The 21,285-nt window shown below is 69.4% G+C and carries 20 protein-coding genes and 1 pseudogene; 3 read left to right on the top strand and 18 right to left on the bottom strand.

Going from position 1 to position 21,285, the window contains the following annotated elements; all coding sequences use genetic code 11:
* Nucleotide 1 precedes the first annotated feature (1 nt).
* Both LIG30_RS11710 and gtdA read right to left on the bottom strand, forming a co-directional pair.
* Complete coding sequence (locus LIG30_RS11710; protein ID WP_038712266.1) at nucleotides 2-700, bottom strand: fumarylacetoacetate hydrolase family protein; 699 nt, start codon at nucleotides 698-700, stop codon at nucleotides 2-4.
* 86 nt (nucleotides 701-786) lie between these two features.
* Nucleotides 787-1,833: a gentisate 1,2-dioxygenase gene (gene gtdA / locus LIG30_RS11705; protein WP_038712263.1), complete on the bottom strand. Its 1,047-nt coding sequence runs from the start codon at nucleotides 1,831-1,833 to the stop codon at nucleotides 787-789.
* A gap of 275 nt (nucleotides 1,834-2,108) precedes the next feature.
* On the opposite strand from gtdA, the gene LIG30_RS11700 reads away from it, so the two are divergent.
* Nucleotides 2,109-3,053, top strand: coding sequence for a LysR substrate-binding domain-containing protein (locus LIG30_RS11700; RefSeq protein WP_038712260.1), 945 nt, complete (start codon nucleotides 2,109-2,111; stop codon nucleotides 3,051-3,053).
* Between the two features lie 22 nt (nucleotides 3,054-3,075).
* Here the strand turns inward: LIG30_RS11700 and LIG30_RS11695 are convergent, their stop codons facing one another.
* From LIG30_RS11695 to LIG30_RS11620, 16 genes and pseudogenes are all read right to left on the bottom strand, one after another.
* Nucleotides 3,076-4,056, bottom strand: a complete 981-nt coding sequence (locus LIG30_RS11695) for a pilus assembly protein TadG-related protein (RefSeq protein WP_038712317.1) — start codon at nucleotides 4,054-4,056, stop codon at nucleotides 3,076-3,078.
* 103 nt (nucleotides 4,057-4,159) lie between these two features.
* Entirely contained in the window at nucleotides 4,160-4,513 is a 354-nt protein-coding gene (locus tag LIG30_RS27245; RefSeq protein ID WP_235510286.1) for a TadE family protein, read from the bottom strand.
* A gap of 197 nt (nucleotides 4,514-4,710) precedes the next feature.
* A complete protein-coding gene (locus LIG30_RS11685) occupies nucleotides 4,711-5,577 on the bottom strand; it encodes a tetratricopeptide repeat protein (protein WP_051994974.1) in 867 nt (288 codons plus the stop codon).
* A 48-nt stretch (nucleotides 5,578-5,625) separates the two neighbouring features.
* The gene (locus tag LIG30_RS11680) at nucleotides 5,626-6,567 is read right to left on the bottom strand and encodes a type II secretion system F family protein (protein ID WP_038712258.1); all 942 of its coding nucleotides are present in this window, start codon (nucleotides 6,565-6,567) and stop codon (nucleotides 5,626-5,628) included.
* On the bottom strand, nucleotides 6,564-7,538 hold the full coding sequence (locus tag LIG30_RS11675; RefSeq protein WP_038712255.1) for a type II secretion system F family protein: 975 nt from the start codon (nucleotides 7,536-7,538) through the stop codon (nucleotides 6,564-6,566). The genes LIG30_RS11680 and LIG30_RS11675 overlap by 4 nt, the downstream gene beginning before the upstream one ends.
* The gene (locus tag LIG30_RS11670; RefSeq protein ID WP_051994973.1) at nucleotides 7,535-8,980 is read right to left on the bottom strand and encodes a CpaF family protein; all 1,446 of its coding nucleotides are present in this window, start codon (nucleotides 8,978-8,980) and stop codon (nucleotides 7,535-7,537) included. Before LIG30_RS11670 ends, LIG30_RS11675 begins: the two co-directional genes overlap by 4 nt.
* Complete coding sequence (locus LIG30_RS11665) at nucleotides 8,980-10,206, bottom strand: AAA family ATPase (RefSeq protein WP_038712252.1); 1,227 nt, start codon at nucleotides 10,204-10,206, stop codon at nucleotides 8,980-8,982. Before LIG30_RS11665 ends, LIG30_RS11670 begins: the two co-directional genes overlap by 1 nt.
* 17 nt (nucleotides 10,207-10,223) lie before the next feature.
* Entirely contained in the window at nucleotides 10,224-10,625 is a 402-nt protein-coding gene (locus LIG30_RS11660) for a CpaD family pilus assembly lipoprotein (RefSeq protein WP_038712251.1), read from the bottom strand.
* A 17-nt stretch (nucleotides 10,626-10,642) separates the two neighbouring features.
* Nucleotides 10,643-12,064, bottom strand: coding sequence for a type II and III secretion system protein family protein (locus LIG30_RS11655; RefSeq protein ID WP_083493996.1), 1,422 nt, complete (start codon nucleotides 12,062-12,064; stop codon nucleotides 10,643-10,645).
* A 21-nt stretch (nucleotides 12,065-12,085) separates the two neighbouring features.
* On the bottom strand, nucleotides 12,086-13,066 hold the full coding sequence (gene cpaB / locus LIG30_RS11650; protein WP_038712248.1) for a Flp pilus assembly protein CpaB: 981 nt from the start codon (nucleotides 13,064-13,066) through the stop codon (nucleotides 12,086-12,088).
* A 163-nt stretch (nucleotides 13,067-13,229) separates the two neighbouring features.
* A pseudogene (locus LIG30_RS11645) lies at nucleotides 13,230-13,700 on the bottom strand (A24 family peptidase); the annotation flags it as partial.
* Nucleotides 13,701-13,778: 78 nt separating this feature from the next.
* Nucleotides 13,779-13,970 carry a pilus assembly protein gene (locus LIG30_RS11640; RefSeq protein ID WP_038712246.1) on the bottom strand — a complete coding sequence of 64 codons (192 nt, stop codon included), beginning with the start codon at nucleotides 13,968-13,970 and terminating at the stop codon, nucleotides 13,779-13,781.
* Between the two features lie 579 nt (nucleotides 13,971-14,549).
* Entirely contained in the window at nucleotides 14,550-15,971 is a 1,422-nt protein-coding gene (locus LIG30_RS11635; RefSeq protein WP_038712244.1) for an NAD(P)/FAD-dependent oxidoreductase, read from the bottom strand.
* A complete protein-coding gene (locus LIG30_RS11630; RefSeq protein WP_038712242.1) occupies nucleotides 15,968-16,201 on the bottom strand; it encodes a 2Fe-2S iron-sulfur cluster-binding protein in 234 nt (77 codons plus the stop codon). The genes LIG30_RS11635 and LIG30_RS11630 overlap by 4 nt, the downstream gene beginning before the upstream one ends.
* Nucleotides 16,198-17,340, bottom strand: a complete 1,143-nt coding sequence (locus LIG30_RS11625; protein ID WP_442856853.1) for an NAD(P)/FAD-dependent oxidoreductase — start codon at nucleotides 17,338-17,340, stop codon at nucleotides 16,198-16,200. The genes LIG30_RS11630 and LIG30_RS11625 overlap by 4 nt, the downstream gene beginning before the upstream one ends.
* Nucleotides 17,322-18,254, bottom strand: coding sequence for a 4-hydroxyproline epimerase (locus LIG30_RS11620; RefSeq protein ID WP_038712240.1), 933 nt, complete (start codon nucleotides 18,252-18,254; stop codon nucleotides 17,322-17,324). Before LIG30_RS11620 ends, LIG30_RS11625 begins: the two co-directional genes overlap by 19 nt.
* A 250-nt stretch (nucleotides 18,255-18,504) precedes the next feature.
* Here LIG30_RS11620 and LIG30_RS11615 point away from each other — a divergent pair, with 250 nt between their 5' ends.
* Together LIG30_RS11615 and LIG30_RS11610 are read left to right on the top strand one after the other, a co-directional pair.
* The gene (locus LIG30_RS11615) at nucleotides 18,505-19,425 is read left to right on the top strand and encodes a dihydrodipicolinate synthase family protein (RefSeq protein ID WP_038712237.1); all 921 of its coding nucleotides are present in this window, start codon (nucleotides 18,505-18,507) and stop codon (nucleotides 19,423-19,425) included.
* Nucleotides 19,426-19,607: 182 nt separating this feature from the next.
* The gene (locus tag LIG30_RS11610) at nucleotides 19,608-21,233 is read left to right on the top strand and encodes an APC family permease (protein ID WP_038712235.1); all 1,626 of its coding nucleotides are present in this window, start codon (nucleotides 19,608-19,610) and stop codon (nucleotides 21,231-21,233) included.
* Nucleotides 21,234-21,285: the final 52 nt, after the last annotated feature.

Below are 21,285 nucleotides of genomic sequence, written 5' to 3'. Positions count from 1 at the left end.
GTCACACCACACGCACCGTCAGTTCGCCGAGGCGCTCGACGCCGACCTTCATCACGTCGCCCGGGCGCACCGCGCCGACGCCTTCCGGCGTGCCGGTGAAGATCACGTCGCCCGGTTCCAGACGGAAGAACTTCGACAGATCGGCGATCGTCTCGGCGACCGACCAGATCAGGTGCGACACGTCGCTCTTCTGCTTCGTCTCGCCGTTGACGGTCAGCCACAGGCCGCCGTTGTCGAAATGGCCGACGGCGCTCGCCGGATGCACCGGGCCGACCGGCGCCGAACGGTCGAATGCCTTGCCGATCTCCCACGGACGGCCCATCTCGCGCATCTTCATCTGCAGGTCGCGGCGCGTCATGTCGAGGCCGACCGCATAGCCCCATACGTGCTCGAGCGCGCGCTCGAGCGGAATGTCGGCGCCGCCCTTGCCGATCACCGCGACCAGCTCGGCCTCGTAGTGATAGTTCTGCGTCTGCGACGGGTACGCGAGATCGAGCGTCTCGCCGTAGGCGACCGGCACGACCGAATCGGCCGGCTTGCAGAAGAAGAACGGCGGCTCGCGATCGGGATCGAAGCCCATCTCGCGCGCATGGGCGGCGTAGTTGCGGCCGACGCAATAGACGCGGCGCACGGCGAATTTGGCGTCGCTGCCGACGACGGGCAGCGCGGTCGGCGCTTCGGGCGGAAAGACGAAAGTCATGATGGGTACGGCTCCAGCAGGAAAAGAGAAGGAAACGCGCCGCCGCGACGGCGCGCAAGACGAATCGATGCGGGATGCGCTGCGCGTCAGTCGCGCGCCTCGCGCAGCAGGTTGAGCGCGGACACCACCGGCCGGTCGGAGTAGCTGAACAGCACGCTGTCCGACTCCGACACGAGCCGCACCGGCGCCCACGACGGCGCGACGAAGATGTCGTGCGGCTCGAACGGGAACGCGTCGTCGCCGACGTGCGCGGTGCCGCGCCCCTCGACGACGCAGTACACGGTCGCGTCGGTGCTGCGGTAGGTGCGTCCCTGGAAACCGGCGGGCAGGAACTGCATGAAGGTCGCGATCGTCGGCATCGGCCAGCCGCCGGTGGTCGGGTTGACATAGCGCAGCTTCACGCCGTCCCACGCATCCAGTTCACCGTTGCGGTACAGCGCGTCGAGCGCTTCGCGGCTGCGTTCGTACGGATAGCTGAACACGGGCGAGGTCGGATCGGTCACGCGATGGCGCACCGGCAGCATGTTGTGGCCGAAGCGCGCGAAGCTGTCGCCTTCCGGGCGGCTGATCGGCTGCGTCGCTTCCGGGTAGTTCTCCGCGAAGCCTGCGTCAAGGAACGCGATCAGCGGGATGTCCAGGCCGTCGAGCCACACGACCGGCTCGCCGCCCGCTTCGACGGACGGGTTGCCGTGGTCGTGCCAGGTCCACGACGGCGTGATGATGAAGTCGCCCGGGTGCATCGTCGTGCGCTCGCCGTTCACCGCGGTCCAGGCGCCGCGCCCTTCGACGATGAAGCGCAGCGCCGACTGCGTATGCCGGTGGCTCGGCGCGATTTCGCCGGGCAGGATCAGCTGCAGGCCGGCGTACAGGCTCGGCGTCATGCTCGACTTACCGGGCAGGCCGGGGTTTTCGAGCACCAGCACGCGGCGCACCGCTTCCTCGGCGCTGATCACGTCGCCCGCCTGCATCACGAGGTCGCGCACCTGCGCGTACTTCCAGATCGCGGGAAGCGCCTTCGGCTGAGGTTGTTTCGGGACGAGGTTGTGCAGCGATTCCCACAGCGGCGTCAGGCGCTGCTCGGCGATTCGCGCGTAATAGGCTGCGCGCGAGGCGTTCGGATGTTGATTTGACATAGTGTCTGTGTCTCCTGTCGACCCGAGTTAGCGCTTTAGCGCTTACTCGGGTCCCATGCAAGGCGGTCGACCCGAGTTAGCGCTTTAGCGCTTACCCGGATTCCATACAAAGTTCGATTCGGTCGATCGGGGTCGGCTCGCTACGGTCACGTCCCGGATCGCGTTCATAGACCCGTTGCATGATTTATATTCGAGTCAGGCATACCCGGTAAAATGGCAAAATCATCTAATCCATATGTTTATGGATATATCTCGACCCTCTTGAGGAACCTGCGATGGACTGGACCCACCGCCTTCGGCTGCGGCACCTGCAGGTGCTGCTGAGCCTGGCCGGCACCGGCAACCTGAGCCAGTCGGCGTCGGCGCTCGCGACGACGCAGCCGGCGCTGTCGAAGTGGCTGAAGGAACTGGAGGAGGACATCGGCCTGCCGCTGTTCGAACGGCACGCGCGGGGGCTGCGGCCGACGCCGTACGGCGAAGCGCTGATCGAGCACGCGCGCCGGATCGAAGCGCACCTGGACGTCGCGCGGGACGACATGGCGGCGCTGCGTGAAGGCGGCAGCGGCCTCGTGTCGATCGGCACGTCGGGGGTCGCGGCGGCGGACACCGTGCCGATCGCGGTGTCCCGGCTGTTGCAGCAGATGCCACGCGCCGAGGTGCGGCTCACCGAAAGCACGATGAACCAGCTGATGCCGCAACTGGCGCGCGGCGAGCTCGACATCGTTGTCGGCCGTTCGAGCCCCGAATACAACGATCCGCAGTTGCGGGTCGAAACGCTGTACGTCGAGCCGATCGATTTCGTCGCCCGGCCGGACCACCCGCTCGGCGCGAAGACGTCGCTCGACTGGGACGACGTGCTCGCCTGTTCGTGGATCATCTGGCCGCCGGGCACACCGGTTCGCACCGCGCTCGAGGCCGCGCTGTCGGCAGCCGGGCGCACGCTGCCGAGTCATTGCGTCGAATCGAATTCGTCGATTCTCAATATCACGCTGCTCAACCACACCGACCTGCTCGGCGTCGCGTCGCACCGGGCGGCGCGGCGCTTCGCGGAGCTGAACGCGCTCCGCATCCTGCCGATGCAGCTCGAAGGCTTCGGATCGGTGTCGATGTACTGGCACCCCGACAACCTGAACCGCGCGGCGGTCGCCACCGCGATCGAGTGCCTGCGGGCCTGCGCGACGCCGCGGGCCGGCGAGCGGGAAAAGGAGAATGACGCCTGATGACGCGCTGCTTCGGAGCCCGTCAGTACGCCAGCCGCGGCGCGACGTACGCGCCGTAGTTCGGGCCGATGCCCGACGACGCGGCCGGAATCCTGAATCCGCCGACGAAGTGCCCCTGCAGATATTTGCCGCTGCCGCCCACCGACGCATCGATCCGGAATGCCGCGAACGCGACGATCGGCACGTAGGTCTTGCTGATGATCTGCTGCGCGACCGGCAGGATGACCGTGACGCCCGTGGGCACGTCGCGATAAATCGCGTCCTTGACACCTGGCTGGATCCAGATGCTGTCGCCGATCGACAGCGGCGTCGGATTGCCGTTGGCGATCAGGCCGCGCACGGTCGGCACGTCGTTCGCGTTGGTCAGGAACGACGTCCATTGCCCGGCGAAGCAACTGCCGCCGTAGGTGTGCCCGTTGCCGACCTCGAATTCGTACGGCTGCCCGGTCGACGGATCGATCGTCGGCGCGTTCGTCTGCGCGTTCCAGTACAGATTCAGCACGCACTGGTCGATCACCACCGGGAACAGCCCGCCCGTGCCGACGTTCGACGGCGGCGCGGCCACTGCGACCGCGGTCGCGCCGCCCGGCGCGCTCAGCAGGTCGAGAAAGCCGCCCATCAGCAGCGCGATCGCGCCGCCGTTCTGGTTCGGCGCGCGCATGACGGTGACCTGCACCGCCGGCGCGTCATAGAGGCCCGGCGTGATCGTCTCGGACTGAAGCGTCGACGGCGAGCCGCCGACGTTCCAGAATCCGGTCTGCACGCTGGCGCTCGACAAGGTCACGCCGTCCGACGCGTTCAGCGAAACAGCCGCGGCGGTCGCGCTCGCCGCGTTCGCCCATGCCGGGCCGCTGATGCCCGACGTCAGCGCCGCCGCCCCCGCGAGCGCCGCGGCGTCCGCGGCATTCTGCAGCTCGTTGCGCACCGTCGACGCGCGCGGCACGTCGATCGCGAACGCGCCGAAGGTCATCAGCACGATCACCATCAGCAGGAACCAGAGCACGACCGAGCCTTGCTCGCGCGCCGGCCGGGGTCCGCGGCACGCGGCCCGATGCGGCGCGGGCCGCGATCCGCGACGCGGCTGACACGCGGTTCGCACGGCGTGCTCACTCATAGTTCATCACCGTCACCGCGGTCAGCGTGATCGCGCCGGTGATCGCGCTGACCGCGGAACCGAGGACCAGGCCGTCGTACGTGTAGCTGACCGTGACTTTCAGCGGACTGCCGGGCGACGTGCCGCCCGACTGGTCGACCGTGACGGTCGGCGTGGTCGCGGTGCCGCCCGTCACGAGATTGTTCTGCGCGTACGCGAGCGCGACGCTCGTCACCTCGGCGGGCGTCAGTTGCGGCACGCGCACGACGATTCCCGCGCGCGCCGCCTCGCGGCTCGCGTTCGTGATCACCGCCTTGTCGCACAGGATCAGGCTGGCGTCGACGATCCCGAACAGCAACAGGATCATGAACGGAAAGACGAGCACGAACTCCAGCGCGACCACGCCGCGCTCGTCGCGCGCCAAACGCCCGAAATGCCTGAGACGCTCGAAATGCCCGAGATTCCGGAGATTCCCGAGATTCGCCAGACACCCGAGACACCCGAGACACCCGAGATACCCGAGATACCCGAGATACCCGAGACGCCCGAATCCCCCTGAACGCTTCATTTGTCCGCTCCGCCGCGCGTGCCGCGCTCCCCCGCTTTCGCGTCGGCGCGCGCCGCCTCGCCGCCGCCCCCGGCCGGCAACGCGGCGCGCACGCGCGCATAGAACCGCAGGTTGTCGTCGACCGAAGCGGACGGCATGTCGGCAAGCAGGATGCGCCGCGCCGCTTCGTCGTTGCCGAGCACGCCATACGCGAACGCGAGATTCTGGCGCGCCTGGGCCGGCGAGCCGGACAACGCGGCGATATCGAGCAGCACGTTGGCGCCTTCGCGCGGCTGCCCGGCGAGGATCAACGACAGCCCGAGATCGTTGCGCACCCCCTGGGCCTCCGGGTGGCGCCCGAGCGCCGTGCGATACACCGCCTGCGCTTCGTCATGCCGCCCCTGCAGATCGAGCGCGGTGCCAAGCCCCTCCGCGGCCACCGGGTTGTCCGGGTACGCGGCCGCGAGCCGGCCGTAGCGCGCCACCGCGTCGTCGAGCCGACGCTCGCGCAGCGCGACGCGTGCGAGCCCGAGCTGCGCGCGCGGATCGTCCGGCGCGGCTGCGGCGGCCTGCGCGTACAGCACGCCCGCGCGGGGCAGATCATTGTTCTGGTACATCACGTCGCCCAGCCCGATCTGCGCGCCGATCGAGCGGGGATCGGCCTTCAGCGCGCGCTCGAAGAGCGTGACCGCAAGCTCGGTGTCCCCGGCGGTCAGCGCGCTCTCGGCTACCCGCAGGTCGCTCGCTGCATCGTGGCCGGGGTGCGACGCGAGCGGGTGCAGGTCGAAGCCGCCGCCCGCACATCCGGCAAGCAGGCCTGACAGCAGCGCCGGCACCGCCAGCGCGGCGGCAAACGAGCGGAACGATACGGACAACGATTTCATGGAACTCCCCTCTGCATTCTCATGGGCCGGCGCTCGACGCGCGCCGCGTCACTTGCGGAACACCGCGATGAGCCGGATCACCGCCGGCCCCGCCGCGATCAGCGCGACGGTCGGCATCACGAACAGCATCATCGGCAGCGTCATCTTCGCCGCGAGCTTCGCGGCCTTTTCCTCGAGCGCGATGATCTGCGTCGAACGCTCCGTGCGCGACAGCACGCGCAGCGACTGCGTGATCGGCGTGCCGTACTGCTGCGACTGCACGAGCGTCGTCACGAGCGCGCGCATCGACGGCAGGCCGATTCGCGCGGCCATCGCGTTGAGTGCGCCCGCGCTGTCGGCGCCGAACTGCATTTCGTCCGCGGCGACCGAAAATTCATCCGACAGCGGCGGGCAGATCGACTGCATCTCGGCCGACACCCGCTTGATCGCCACGACGAGGCTGTTGCCGGCGTTCGTGCAGATCACCAGCAAATCGAGCGCGTCGGGCAGGTAGGCGGCGATCGTCTTCTGGCGCCGGCTGACGACGATGCCGAGCGCATGCTCGGGCAGCATCATGCCGATCACGAACGCGGCGGCCATGAACAGCACGCGGAACACGACATACTCGCCGACACGCGGAAGATGCGCGCCCGCGGCGATCGCGCCGAACGCGAGACACGCGCCGCCGACCACCTTCAATCCCGCCATCACCGATACCGCGCGGCGCTCCCTGAACCCCGCGCTCGCCAGCCGGGCCGCGAGCTTCATTCGCTGGCTGGCGTCGACCACGGGCACCCGCTCGCCGAGCGACGCCACGCGACGCGCGACCCGCTGCGGCATGTTCCCCGCCGCGTCGCCCGCCGCATCCTCGGCGGCGGCGCGCGCGACGCCGTGCCGCACGCGCTGCGCGATACGCTGGCGAGCGCCCGTCGCGCGCCGCACGAACCATGCGAGGCCGACGGCCAGCAGGCCGAACAGCGCGGCGTCGATCGTCATGTCCGCGGTATTCATCGGGAGGTATCCAGGTTGGCGATCTTTCGTATCGCGGTGAGGCCGATCGTCAGCAGGACCGCGGCGAGGATCAGGATCTTGTGGCCGGCCCGCGTGTGGAACAGCAGCGCGACGTAGGGCCGGTTGACGATGTACAGGAAGCCCATGATCGAAAACGGCACCGCCGAAATGATCTTGCTGGCGATGCGCCCTTCGGCGGTCAGCGCCTTGGTCTTCATGCGAATGTCGCGCCGGGTGCGGATGATGCCGGACAGGTTCTCCAGCGTTTCGGTCAGGTTGCCGCCCGTTTCGCGCTGCAATATCAGGCACACCGAGAAAAACGAGAAATCGGCGAGCTGCAGCCGCTGCGCCGCCTGTTCGAGCACGTCCTTGAGCTCCGCGCCGACCCGCAGCCCGTCGCCCATCGTGCGGAACGTGGTGCGCACCGGCTCCTCACTCTCGATGCCGGCGGTGACGATCGCCTGCACGACCGGAATGCCCGCGCGCACCGCCCGGATGATCAGGTCGAGCGTATCGGGGAACACCGTCAGGAAGCGCTGCCTGAATCGCGCGATCAGCGCGTTGTAGGCGATGCGCACCGCGAACAGCGGCGCCAGCAGGTCGATCGGCGCGCACGCCCAGACCGGCAGATGCGAGACGGACGTCACGACCAGCGCGACCACGAACGTGAGCAGGAAAACCCCGGCGACGAACCGGGCGCCGCCGCGCCCGCCGACCGTTCGCAAGCGCTCGCGGCGCGCGTCGAGCCACGCCAGGAACGCGCCGTGATCGGTCAGTTCGCGGCTGAACAGCTGGTGCGGCGACGCCGTCTCCGGCTTCGCGGCGCGGCGCTGATCGTGCAGCGCGCCGACGCGCTGCCTGATGCGCGGGCCGGGGCGATGCCGTCTCATCTGGCGCAGCGCGCGCACGATCAGCCCGGCGACGACGATCGCGAAAAAGCCGCCCGCCGCGACCACGTCCGCCGGCGTCATGACTGCATCGCGCCGATCAGCGCGTCTTCCAGGCCGTAATACGCCGCGCGCTGCGCAAACACCGGCCGCAGCGACGACGACTCGAACGCGCCGCGCACCTGTTCCTGAAAGGCGCTCGCGTCGTAGCGAAACGCAAACAGGTCCTGGGTGATCACGACGTCGCCTTCCATGCCGGCGATCTCGGTGACGCGCGTGACCCGTCGCATGCCGTCGCGCATCCGCTCGATCTGGAGAATCATGTGGACCGCGCTCGCGATCTGCCGGCGGATCGACACGAGCGGCAGGTTGCCGTTGGCCATCATGACCATGCTCTCGAGACGCGTGATGGCGTCGCGCGGCGTGTTCGCATGGATCGTCGTCATCGAGCCGTCGTGGCCGGTGTTCATCGCCTGCAGCACGTCGAACGCTTCGGTGCCGCGCGTTTCGCCGAGGATGATGCGGTCCGGCCGCATCCGCAGCGCGTTGCGGACCAGGTCGCGCTGCGACACGCCGCCCAGACCCTCGCTGTTCTCCGGCCGCGTTTCGAGACTGACGACGTGCGGCTGCTGCAGCTGCAGCTCCGCCGCATCCTCGATCGTCACGACGCGCTCGCCCGCATCGATGAAGTGCGACAGCGCGTTCATCAGCGTGGTCTTGCCCGAGCCCGTTCCGCCCGAAATCACGATATTGAGCCGGCACGCGCTGGCGATCTTCAGCACCTCGACCATCGCGGGCGACAGATTGCCCTGCTGCGCCATGCGCGCCAGCGTGATGTTGCGTTTCGCGAACTTGCGGATCGAGATCGACGCGCCCCGGATCGCGATCGGGGGCAGCACCACGTTGACGCGGCTGCCGTCGGCGAGGCGCGCGTCGACCATCGGGCTGCTCTCGTCCACCCGCCTGCCGATCGCCGCGGCGATGCGCTGCGCGACGTTGATCACGTGCGCGTTGTCGCGGAACTTGAGCGCGGTCAGCTCCAGCCGGCCGCCGCGCTCCACGTAGACCTGGTCGGGGCCGTTCACGAGGATGTCGGTCACTTTCTCGTCGGCCAGCAGCGGCTCGATCGGCCCGACGCCGAACATGTCGTTGAGAATCTCGTCGACGATCAGGGTCTGCTCGGCGAGCGTGACCGCGAGCCGCTCGCGCAGGATCACGTCCGCCGCGATCTTCTCGATGCCTTCGCGCACCTGGCTGCGCGACATCACCAGCGCCGCCGACATGTTCATCGACGAGAACACGGTCGTGCGGATCGTCCTGAAGGTGTCGGAGCGGATCAGCGCCTCGTGGCCGTCAGCGGCCGGCGCGGCGGGCGCCGAGGCCCGCTCCGCAAGGGCCTCGGGCGCTGCCGGGCCGGCCGTCTGCGCGTTGCCGGACCGCGCGGACAGGCCCGGCTCGTCTGCCGGTGCGGGCGCAGCCTCGACCAGCGGCGACGCGGCGGAAATCGTATCGCGGCGGCCGAACATCAGCCCCTCCTGAACTTCATCGCGAGCCTCGCGTACCACGGCTGGGGCGACGCGCCCGCGTTCGCGTCGCCACCCGTCAATGCGTGAGCCAGCCCGACGATCGCCTGTGCGAACGCAGAACGGTGACGATCCGCGATCGCTTCGCCGAGGTTTTCCGCGAGCGCGAGCGCCTGCGGCTCATGCGGGAACTCGTGGACCGACGCGCGCGCGAGCGCCTGGACGATGTCGGCCGGATCGGCACGGCCCCGCGCCGGCGGCTGCGCGTTGTTGATCAGCAGCGAGACCGTCGGGTCCGCCGCGCGCCGCTCCACGAATCGGCACAGCCGCGCGGCCTCGCGCGCGCCGTGAACCGAGCGGTCCGTCACCACATGGATCGACGCGCACGCGTCGAGCGCCTCGTCGACGACCCGGCCTGCGCGCCCGGGCAGGTCGAGCACGACATAGTGGAAATGGTGTTTCAACACGCCGATCAGTTCGGCGACCGCGCCGGGCGGCGGCGTGAAATCGTTGTCGAGCGGCAGCTCGGCCGACAGCAGGAACAATCGGTCGCTCTGCGCGACGGTCGCCTGGTTGACGAGCTGCGCGTCGAGCCGCCGGGTGTTCTGCAGCAGTTCGACCAGCCCGTTGTTGCTCGTCACGCCGAGCATCGGACACGCGCCGCCGCCATGCAAGTCGAGATCGACGTACGCGATGCGGCGGCGCGTCTCGTCCGCGAGATGGCGCGCGAGCGCGGTCGCGATCGTGGTCACGCCGACCCCGCCGCGCGCGCCGACGAAGCCGATCGCCTTGCCGGCGCGCGTGGCCGCGACCGAATCCGTCGCGGCGAGCGCGCGCTGGACCAGTTCGACGGTCAGCGGTTTGACGAGGTAGTCCTGCACGCCGAGGCGCAACAGGCTCCGGTACAGGCCGACGTCGTTGTGGTCGCCGACGACGATCACCGTCACCGACGGATCGCAGACGTCCGCAAGACGCACCAGGTCCGACAGCGGCATCGCGGCGCCGGACAGGTCGACGATCAGATGCCGCGGCGAATGCCCGAGCGTCCCCATCAGGCCGATCGCGTCGTCGAGCGTGCCGCGCTCGACGTGCGCGCCCTCGATGGCCTGGTCGAGGATCAGGTTCCGGATCACCTCTTCGCTGCCCGCGTCGGCGACCACCGCGATGAAGCGTTCGGCGGACGTCGCGCGAGCGCGGCGGGCCGGGCTGGAAAGATCAAAAGCACCCATCGCAGGCAGTTCTCCGTTCAGTGCGACACCGGCGCGGTGGTCGAGGTCGGGTTCAGCGCCTTGACCTTCCCTTCGTCGAAGCGGCGAACCGCGCTCGCCGCGTAGCCCGCATCGGCGCCGGCATACGGCAGCGGCGCCACCAGATCCGCCGGCCGCGCGAGCATCGCGGCAAGATTCGTGTAAGTCGCGCAGCCAAACGCGACGCCCGGCCGGCCGGCGCCCGCATCGGCCATGTGCGACGGCTGGTCGAGCGGCGCGCAGGCGGGCGGCACCGCGCGGCCACCGCGCGCGTCATAGCCGATCGATGACGCATCGGGCATGCCCAGCGGCGGATGCGCGGACATGCACCCGCCGAGGCCGATCGCCGCCACGATCAGCGCCGCATACCCGCGAACCGGTTCGAACACGCTGCCCTTCATCGGCGCCTCCCAGGCGATCAATAGACGAAACCCGCCGCGCCGACGAGGCGCGGCGCCGAGCCGGACAACGGGTCGAGCCCGAGCGAGCGCTGCAGCGCGTACTCGACGTCGCCGCTCGGCCGCATCACGCTGTCGAGCGCATCCCGCAACTGGCCGCCCGCCACCGGCTGCACGACGTACGGCGTGACGATGACGACCACTTCCGACTTGTTGTTCAGGTAATTCTTCGACGAGAACAGCTTGCCGAGCACCGGCAGCCGGCCGAGCCCGGGAAACTGCGCGAGCACGTCGCTCGTCTTGCTCTGCAGCAACCCGCCGATCGCAAAGCTCTGCCCGCTGGACAGCTCGACCGTCGTCTCGACGCGCCGCACCGTGAGCGCCGGCACCTTGACGCTGCCGGTGGTCACGCTGTTGGTCGGGTCGATCTCGCTGACCTCCGGGCGCACCTTCAGGCTGATCCGGTTGTCGGCCAGCACGGTCGGGGTGAAGTCGAGCGACACGCCATACGGCTTGAATTCGATGGTGATCGCGCCGCTGGTGTCCTGCGCGACCGGAATCGGAAACTCGCCGCCCGCGAGAAAGCTCGCCGTCTCGCCCGACATGGCCGTCAGGTTCGGTTCAGCGAGCATCGAGATCAATCCTTCCTGATCGAGCGCGTCGAGCACGCCGTCGATCGAATAGTGCGACGAGTGAAAACCGCCGAGCACCGAAAACGCGCCATTGGACGGCAGGTTGAACAGTTTCGACGCCGGATCGATCAGCGCGCGCCCGTTGAACAGGCCGGCGACGAAATTGCCGTTCGAGCCGAGCGCGCTCCAGTTGATGCCGAGCTGCTGCGTCACGTTGCGGTCGACCTCGGTGATGCGCACACGCAGATGGACCTGGATCGGCCGCGTGAGCGTCATGCGGTTCACCAGCGTTTCCGGTGCGTGCAGGTACGGCTTCAGGGTCTGCACGACCGCGTCCGCCTCGGCGGCGCTCGGCACGCTCCCCGACACCATCAGCGAGCCGGGCGCGCCGGTGACCGTCAGGCGCAGTTGCGGGAAACGCGCGTCCAGGATGCGCTGCATCGACTGCGTGTCGACTGAGACGACGATGGTCTTGCGCAGGATCGTCCGGTTGTTCGGGCCCAGCGCGAACAGCGTGGTCGTGCCCGCCTTCTTCCCGAGCACGAACACGGTCTGCGGCGTCGGCACGTGCACGTCGGCCACCTCCGGGTCCGCGACGAATACCGCGACCGCGGCTTCCGGCAGCCGGAGCATCTCGCCGCCGCCGGCCGGCACGGCAAGCTCCGCGTTCACCGAGCTCACCGTGCCCGGGCCCGCGACGGCGGGCCGTGAAATGCCGAACGCCAGCGCGCAGAGCAGCGCGGCGCGGGCGAACGCGAGCGGCGCGGCGCGCAGCCACGCGCGCGCCAGGGAATCACGGACATGCAACATGATCTTTTCCTGTCGGCACACCTATGCGCCGGGTGAAACGGAAGGGGCTGCCGCGCCGGCGGCGTGCTCCGGCGGCAGCGGCGGCAACGCGGGCACGCCTGCCGGCGCACCGCCGACTGCGGCGCCCTCGCTGACTTTCGCGCCGCGATAGACGATCACCGGCGCCTGGCTCGCCACGGCACGGGCGGACGCCGTCCGCGCGGGCGCGGCCGCGCGCAGCGCGCGCGACACGTCGCCGGCCCACACCGGCGGCGGGAGGGACTCGGTGCTTTCCTCTGCGGCGGGCGGGCGGCGGTCACGGGTCGCGAAACTGCGCAACGCGAGCGACAGCGAGCCGAGATGCGCGGCGACGTTGATCACCTGCGTCGTGCGCGGCGTGACTTCGAACGTCACGGTGCGCGCGCGCGAATTGGCCTGGGGTTGCGCGGCGTCGTCCTTCGCGCGCTGGAATGCCGACCCCACCGCCAGCACGCGCACCCGGTTGGCGACCGTCTCCGATTCGACCGCATGATCCGACGCGAGCGCGCTCGCGTTCGGCGACGCGATCTGCTGCGTCAGCAGCACATCGACATAGTCGCCCGGCTGGATCAGGCCGGCATTGCCCGACACGTCGTCGATCGCGACCGAAATCGCCCGCATGCCGGGCTTGAGGGCCGCCGCGAGAAAGCCCGGCGCGTCGGGCGAGATCACGTCGGCGCGCCGGAGCGGCGTGCCTGCGGTCACCGCGTGACGCAGCAGGTCGCCCTTCAGGTCGTCGCCGTCCTGCTGCCCCTGGATCAGCGCGCCGGCCGGCACGTCGCTGCGCGGCACGCTTTTCCACACGAGATCGCTGTCCCGCAGCAGAAGGCCGTCGGGCAGGTCGGCGGCCGCGGCCCGGACGTGCTCGATCGGCGGCGGCGCCGACGGACGCGGACGCGACGCGGCGACATACATCGCGCGCAGCAGGAGTGCACCGAGCACCGCAACGAGAACCAGCGCAGCGAGTTTGAGAATGTTGGACACGACGCTCCCTTTACTACGCGAGCCCTAAATGACGCGCGAACGACAGCGCCGCCTGTTGAACGGCGATGCGCTGCACGCCATGCGCAAACGCGAGAAACCCGCGACTGTCGGTCGCCATCAACACGCGGCCGATGACTGCACGGGCAGATGACATCGCATCGACGGGCCACCAGACCGCGGCCGCGCCGCCCGATGCCAGCGCGACGCCGTACGGCACGCCGCGCTCGGGGGCGAGCCACGCGACCCGGCGCGATGCGCGCGCATCGAGCCGCATGACGGCGCCGGCGCCCAGCACGCCGAGCCCCACCACGAACCCGATGAAGGAAACCAAGACCCATACCGGCATTGCGTGCGTCGGCCCGGCCCACAAAAACACGGCCGCGGCGAGCTTGACGTCTCCGCCGGCGATCCACCCGAGGCGGGCAAGCAACGCGGCCAGCACGCCTGCGGCGACGGCCATCGCCGCGTGCGCGCTCAATGTGTGCGCGTTCGCCCCGCCGGCGGCGAACGCATGCAATCCGTACAGCACGGCAAGCGTGGCGACCATCGCGTTCGGCAAGCGCCGGACACGCAGATCGGACACCGCGAGTGCGACGAGCACGCCGCTCGCCGCAAGATTGACCCAGTCCAGCATGTTCACCATGGTGATAGCCGCCGCCCGACGGCAAGGCGCCGCGCACGGGCGTTTCCGCCACGCGCGGCACGCCTGCGATCAGTGGCCGTTTGTCTGAACGTTCGTCACCTTGTCGATCATGCTCTTGAACAGGCCCGGCAGCCCGGTGTCGGCGCCGAAGATCGCGCCCGCTGCGGCAACCGCGACAACCACGATACCGGCCAGCACCGAATACTCGAGTGCGCTGACACCGCGCTCGTCACGCGACAAGGACAGGATGAAGCGGATCATTCAATTCTCCTAAAGAGGTTGACAGAAACGTTCGGCCCCAATAGGGAAAGCCGCCCGATACATGGAAGTTCGCTTCCTTCCACCGGGGTTTACGGCAATCGTTTGCGCGACTTTATCTGCGCCTGACCCGATTTTAAGAAATGGTTTATTGCGCGGAAATGCTCGAATCGACGCAGTTTCTTGTCATATTTTTGTGTGTCGACTGATGCACGGGGGCAAGGCGGGAAATCATGAAAAAGTCAGACGAATTACTTAATTCCGACTGTATTTGAAAGAAATGAAATTCGCATGAAATTCACCTTACGGCACACTTGCCATTCGCTGACTCGTATGGATTCCTTTCTGCTTTCAACGCGGGATCGAGGATGCGCTGCGACGCTGCGGGGCGCCGTGCGATGCCGCCGAACAGCAACGCCGCGCCCGCCCGGCATGCAGTTGAGGACGGGCCGGGAAAGGCCGCAGCGCCCTCTGGGTCGTCGAGCGCCAGCGCGACGCACAGGCGTCGGCCGACGAGATCGAGGCTGAAAATCGCATCCGGATCGCAAGCATCGCCGAAAGGATGCTTGCGATCCGCCTACTTCACGCGTCGCGATCGGCGGCGCCGTCCAGCAGCAGCGTGCCGACCCGGGCCGGCACCAGCGGCGAGCGCGGCGCGGGCGGCGCCCAGCCGAACAGCGCCTGCGCCGCCGTGCCGCACACGCGCCCCTGGCACGCGCCCATCCCGCAGCGGGTCTGCAGTTTCGCCGCCGTCCAGCCGCTCGCGTTCGCAATCGCGTCGTAGCGCACGTCCTCGCAGCGGCACACCAGCGTATCGGGACGCGCCAGCGCGCGGATCGGCTCGCGGATCGCGAAACGCTGCCGGACCGCGTCGGCGAACGCGCGCCAGTGCGCGCGCCGCTCGACCAGCTCGGCGAGCCGCTCCACCTGCCCGGTCGCCGCGCATCCGGCGATCTCGCCTTCGACCATCGCCAGCTCGCTGCCGCCGACGCCCGTGCACTCGCCCGCCGCGAAATGCCCTTCGCGGCTTGTGCGCTGCTGCGCGTCGACCGCCACCGCGCCGTCGTCGAGCGCGCAGCCGAGATGGCTCGCGAGCCCGGTGTTCGGCACCAGCCCGAAACCGCACGCGAGCCGGTCGCAGTCGATGTCGATCGTGCGATCGCCCTGCCTGATCCGCACGCCTTCGAGCCGCTTGTCGCCGAACGCTTCGACGACGTGCGAGCCGGGCCGGTACGCGGCCGTCACCAATCCTGCCGCCTGCGCCAGCTTCGACGGCCAGCGCCACAGGCCCGCGCCGAAGCCGGCCACGTCCGCCCACGCCGCCTGCTCCAGCACGCGCAGCACGCGTGCGCCGGCGTGCCGCGCGGTCGCCGCGCTCGCCAGCAGCAGCGGCCCGCTGCCCGCGATCACCGTGCGCTGCCCGCGCACGTCGAGGCCGTTCTTGATCAGCGCCTGCAGCCCGCCCGCGCCGGTGACGCCCGGCAGCGTCCAGCCCGGGAACGGCAGCAGCAGCTCGCGCGCGCCGCAGCACAGGATCAGCGTCCGGTACTCGAGCAGCAGCGCGCGTTCGTCGTCCTCCAGCAGCAGCGTTCCGGGGCTTGGCTCGGCGACGATGCGTGTGGCCGCGAAATGGCGGATGTTCGGCTGTCGCAGCACCGCGAGGCGCGCGGCGGCTGTAGTGTCGACCCGAGTTGGCGCTTTAGCGCTTACTCGGGTCCCATGCAAAGCTTCGACCCGAGTTGGCGCTTTAGCGCTTACCCGGGTCCCATGCAAAGCTCCGGCCTGGATTGGCCCTTCAGCGCCCCGGGTTGACCCTTCAGTGCCGGTTCGGGTCCCATCCGGAGCGACGCCCGCCCCCTGTCGCCAGATCTGCCCGCCGGCGCGCGGGTTGTCGTCGACGATCGCGACCGACGCGCCGCTGCGCGCGGCCGCCTGCGCGGCGGACAGGCCGGCCGGGCCGGCCCCGACGATGGCGACATCGACCGTGACATGCGCGTGCTTCATCGGGTCCGCTCCACCTGCATGCCTTCGCGGCACAGCGTCTGACACGCGAGACGGCGGCGGCCGTCGATCGTCATTCTGCATTCCTGGCAAATGCCCATTCCACAAAACGGCGCGCGCTCGGCGCCCGTGCACGACACGCGCGTGGTGTCGTCGCCGCTGCCCGCGACCGCCGCCGCGACGGTCACGCCGTCGGGCACGGTCAGCGCGCGTCGATCCAGATAAATGATCATGCAAGCTCTCCGGCTACAGGGGACGCCGACAGGAAGCGTCCCGGCAAATAAGGTTCGACGTCGATCTCGGGGCGCTCGCCGAACATCTGCGCGGCGAGCAGCCGCGCGCTGCCCGGCGCGGTCGTGACACCGAGCCCCTCGTGGCCGACCGCGAGCCAGAGGCCCGGCTGCGCCGGATGCTCGCCGAGCAGCGGCAGCCCGTCCGGGCTCGCCGCCCGGAAGCCGGTCCATGCGCGGATGCCGTTCAGGTCCGCGAGCGCCGGCAGATAGCCGACCGCGCGTCGCAGCATGCGCGCGAGCACGGGCGCCTCGACACGGGGGTCCTCGGTGTCGAATTGCCGCGACGAGCCGATCAGGAGCTGGCCGGTCGGGCGCGGCTGCACGTTGAACGCGACCGACGTGCCGTCGCTCGCGTGCGCGCTCGCCGCATAACCGAGCTCGACGAGCTGGTGCGACACCTGCCCCGGATAGCGGTCGGTAATCAGCAGGTGGCCTTTCTTCGGCCGCAGCGGCAATTCGGGCAGCAGCACCCGCGCGGCGACGCCGTTCGCGACCACCACCCGCTCCGCGCGCAGCATCTCGCCGCCGGCGAGCGTCACGCTGCCGCCCGCGACGGCGACCGCCTTCGCGCGGCGCAGCGTGACGCCGGTATGGCGATGCAGCAGCCAGTTGGCGGTCACGGGCGCATAGAGAATGCCGTCGCCCGGAATCTTCAGCGCGCCACCCAGCCCCGCGCGCAGCATCGGCTCGAGCGCCGCGAGCGCATCCGCGCCGAGCAGCTCGCCCGCGATGCCGCGCCCGGCGAGCGTCGCCTGCTTCTCGCGCGCGAGATCCATCTCGTGCGCGTCGGCCGCGAGCCAGAGCGTGCCGCAGTTGCGGTACGCGCACGCGTCCGGCATCTGCACGCGCAGCCCGTTCCACAGCCCGATCGAGTAATGGCTGAGCGCGAGCTCGGCGGCGTTGTCGTCCATTGCGACGAGGTGGCCCATGCCGGCGCCGGTCGCGCCGCCGCTCGCGTCGTCGAGCACCAGCACGCGCAGCCCGCGCTGCGCCAGCTCGTGCGCACAGGCCGCGCCGACGATGCCCGCGCCGATCACGATCGCGTCGGTCCGCATGCCGCTCACGACACGATGCCCCATGCGAACGGGTCGCTGTCGTCGATCAGCAGCGTCGCTTCCGCGCTCAGGTGTGCGCTGCCGCGGATCGTCGGCACGATGCCGCCGTCCGCCGGCGCGTAGCTCGCGGAGAACGTGCTGCCGATCACGCTCGCCTGTCGCCACACCTCGCCGGGGGCGAGCTTGCCGTCCGCCGCGAGGCACGCGAGCTTCGCGCTCGTGCCGGTGCCGCACGGCGAGCGGTCGTACGCGAGGCCCGGGCACAGCACGAAGTTGCGGCTGTCGTACTCGGGATCGTCGGCGAACAGCTCGATATGGTCGATCTCGCCGCCGTCCGCGCCGGTGATGCCGGCCCGCTCGATCCCCGCGCGCACCGCGGACGCATAGGCGGTCAGCGCCGCGACGTTGTCGCCGGCGATGCGCTGGCCGTGCCCGCTGACGAGGAAGAACCAGTTGCCGCCCCATGCGATGTCGCCCGTCACCGGGCCGTGGCCCGGCACGTCGACCACGACGTCCTGGCGATGCCGGTACGCGAGCACGTTGCGCACGCTGACCGACAGGTCGTCGTGCAGCGTCGCCTCGACGGTGCCGACGGGGGTTTCGATCTTGTGCACGCCCGGCACGATGCGCCCCATGTGATGCAGCGTGCGCACGAGGCCGATCGTGCCGTGCCCGCACATGCCGAGATAGCCGGTGTTGTTGAAGAAGATCACGCCGGCCGCCGCGTCGGGCGCGACCGGCTCGCACAGCAGCGCGCCGACCAGCACGTCGTTGCCGCGCGGCTCGAGCATGCACGCGGTGCGCCAGCGGTCGTGCTCGCGCGCGAGCCGTTCGCGCCGCTCGGCCATCGAGCCGTTGCCCAGCGCGGGAAAACCGGACACGACGAGGCGCGTGGGTTCGCCGCCCGTGTGCGAATCGATGATGTGGATGTGCTTCATCTGCCGTCTGGAATAGGTGGAAAGGAGCATAGCTTCCCCTGTGCGGCGTCCCGCCGCTTGTGGGTTTTCGATGAGGACGGCGACGAAATCGGCACAGCGTTGCGGACGGCCCGGACACCCTTGGGCAATTGTGCCGATTTCGTCTTTTTGAACCGGGAAACGACTCAAGCCGGGCGGCCGTTTGCGCGGCGATACTGGTCACCACACCGACACCTGTCGGCCGACCGACACCTACGTAGGAGATTTTTCCGTGAGCCGTAAAGCGATTCAGTGGAGCGGGGTCTTTCCCGCCGTCAGCACCCAGTTCAAGCCCGACTTTTCCCTCGATATCGATGCCACGCACCGCGTCGTGAAGAACCTCGTGAAGGACGGCGTGTCGGGCCTCGTCGTCTGCGGCACGGTCGGCGAGAACACGTCGCTGTCGACGAACGAGAAGCTCGCGGTGATCGAAGCGGCGCGCGACGCAGCCGACGGCAAGGTGCCGGTGATCGCCGGCATCGCCGAATTCACGACCGAGTTCGCGCGCAACACCGTGCGTGAAGCGCAGCGCGTCGGCGTCGACGGCGTGATGGTGATGCCCGCGCTGGTCTACTCGGCGAAGCCGCACGAGACCGCCGCGCACTTCCGCGCGGTCGCGACGAGCACCGACCTGCCGGTGATGGTCTACAACAACCCGCCGATCTACAAGAACGACGTGACGCCGGACGTGCTGATCGCGCTGCAGGATTGCGAGAACATCGTCTGCTTCAAGGATTCGTCGGGCGACACGCGCCGCTTCATCGACCTGCGCAACGCAGTCGGCGACCGTTTCGTGCTGTTCGCGGGCCTCGACGACGTCGTCGTCGAGAGCCTCGCGGTCGGCGCCGAGGGCTGGGTGTCGGGCATGTCGAACGCGTTCCCGAAGGAAGGCGAGACGCTGTTCCGCCTCGCGAAGCAGAAGCGCTACGACGAAGCGCTCGCGCTGTACCGCTGGTTCATGCCGCTGCTGCACCTCGACGCGCGCCCGGACCTGGTGCAGTGCATCAAGCTGTGCGAAGAGCTGGTCGGCCGCGGCAGCGCGATCACGCGCCCGCCGCGCCTCGCGCTGCAGGGCGACACGCTCGCCGAGGTGAAGGCGATCGTCGCGAAGGCGCTCGCCGAGCGTCCGACGCTGCCTGACGTCGGTCTCTGATCGACTCCCCCGGCGGCGCGGCGCCGGTTTTCCGTTTCGCCCCGCCGCCATTTCCGGCTCGGCATGGCCCGCCACGGGCCCGCCCCGGTCGTTCGAACCGGGCGTCGCCGGCCGGCAGACGTGCGCCGCACCCCACCCGGGCGCGGCTCGCCTGCGCTTACATTCCCATCGGAGACACGCCTATGCCTGGCCAAGGCAATGCCCAACAATCGATGCCGCTTTCGCGCGCCGCGCACCCCGACGCGGGCCAGGGCAAATTCAAGAAGCAGCTGTCGCTGACCGATCTCACGTTCATCGGTCTCGGCGCCATTTTCGGATCGGGGTGGCTGTTCGCCGCATCGCACGTATCGACCATCGCGGGCCCGGCCGGCATCTTCTCGTGGCTGCTCGGCGGGTTCGCCGTGCTGCTGCTCGGCATCGTCTACTGCGAGCTCGGCGCCGCGCTGCCGCGCGCGGGCGGCGTGGTGCGCTACCCGGTGTTTTCGCACGGCCCGCTGCTCGGCTACCTGATGGGCTTCATCACGCTGATCGCCTTTTCGAGCCTGATCGCGATCGAAGTCGTCGCCGCGCGCCAGTACGCAGCGGCGTGGTTTCCGGGCCTGACCGTCGAAGGGTCGAGCGATCCGACCACCGTTGGCTGGCTCGTGCAGGCCGCCCTGCTCTGTTTCTTCTTCTACCTGAACTATTCGAGCGTGAAGACGTTCGCGAAGGCGAACAACATCATCAGCATCTTCAAGTTCGTCGTGCCGCTCGCGGTGATCGGCGTGCTGTTCACGTTCTTCAAGCCCGCCAACCTGACCGTCGCGGGCTTCGCGCCGTTCGGCCTGCCCGGCATCGAGATGGCCGTGTCGGCGGGCGGCATCATCTTCGCGTACCTGGGGCTCACGCCGATCGTGTCGGTCGCGAGCGAGGTCCGCAACCCGCAGCGCACGATCCCGATCGCGCTGATCCTGTCGATCCTGCTGTCGACGCTGATCTACGTGCTGCTGCAGGTCGCGTTCCTCGGCAGCATTCCGACCGCCATGCTCGCCGGCGGCTGGCATGACGTCAGCAAGGCATTCTCGCTGCCGTACCGCGACATCGCGCTGGCGCTCGGCGTCGGCTGGCTCGCGTACATGGTCGTCGCCGACGCGATGATCTCGCCGAGCGGCTGCGGCAACATCTACATGAACGCGACGCCGCGCGTCGTCTACGGCTGGGCCAAGACCGGCACGTTCTTCAAGGTCTTCACGCGCGTCGACGAGGCGTCGGGCATCCCGCGCGCCGGCCTGTGGCTGACCTTCGGCCTCGCGGTGTTCTGGACGATGCCGTTCCCGTCGTGGGAAGCGCTGATCAACATCGTGTCGGCCGCGCTCGTGCTGAGCTACGCGGTCGCGCCCGTGTCGGTCGCCGCGCTGCGCCGCAACGCGCCCGACCTGCCGCGGCCGTTCCGCGCGAGCGCGTTCGCGATCACCGGCCCGGCATCGTTCGTGATCGCCGCGCTGATCGTCTACTGGTCCGGCTGGCACACCGTGTCGTGGCTGCTCGGCCTGCAGATCGTGATGTTCGTCATCTATCTCGCCTGCCGCCGCTGGGTGCCGACCGCGCACCTGAGCCTCGCCGAGCAGGTGCGCTCGTCCGCCTGGCTGATCGCATTCTACGTCGCGATGATCGTCGCGTCGTATTTCGGCGGCTTCGGCGGTACCGGCGAACTCGCGCACCCGTACGACACGCTCGTCGTCGCGCTCGTCGCGCTCGCCATCTACTACTGGGGCGCGAACACCGGCGTGCGGCCTGAGAAGCTGCAGCTCGAAGACGACGAGTGCTGACAGCCCGCCACGCTCCCTTTTTCCAAACGGCCGGGACCGCAACGCCCGGCCC

This window comes from Burkholderia sp. lig30 (assembly GCF_000687455.2).
In the GTDB taxonomy this organism is placed as follows: Bacteria; Pseudomonadota; Gammaproteobacteria; order Burkholderiales; family Burkholderiaceae; genus Burkholderia.
The sequence above is the reverse complement of the archived record's forward strand: the minus strand, read 5'-3'. Positions and strand labels throughout refer to the sequence as shown.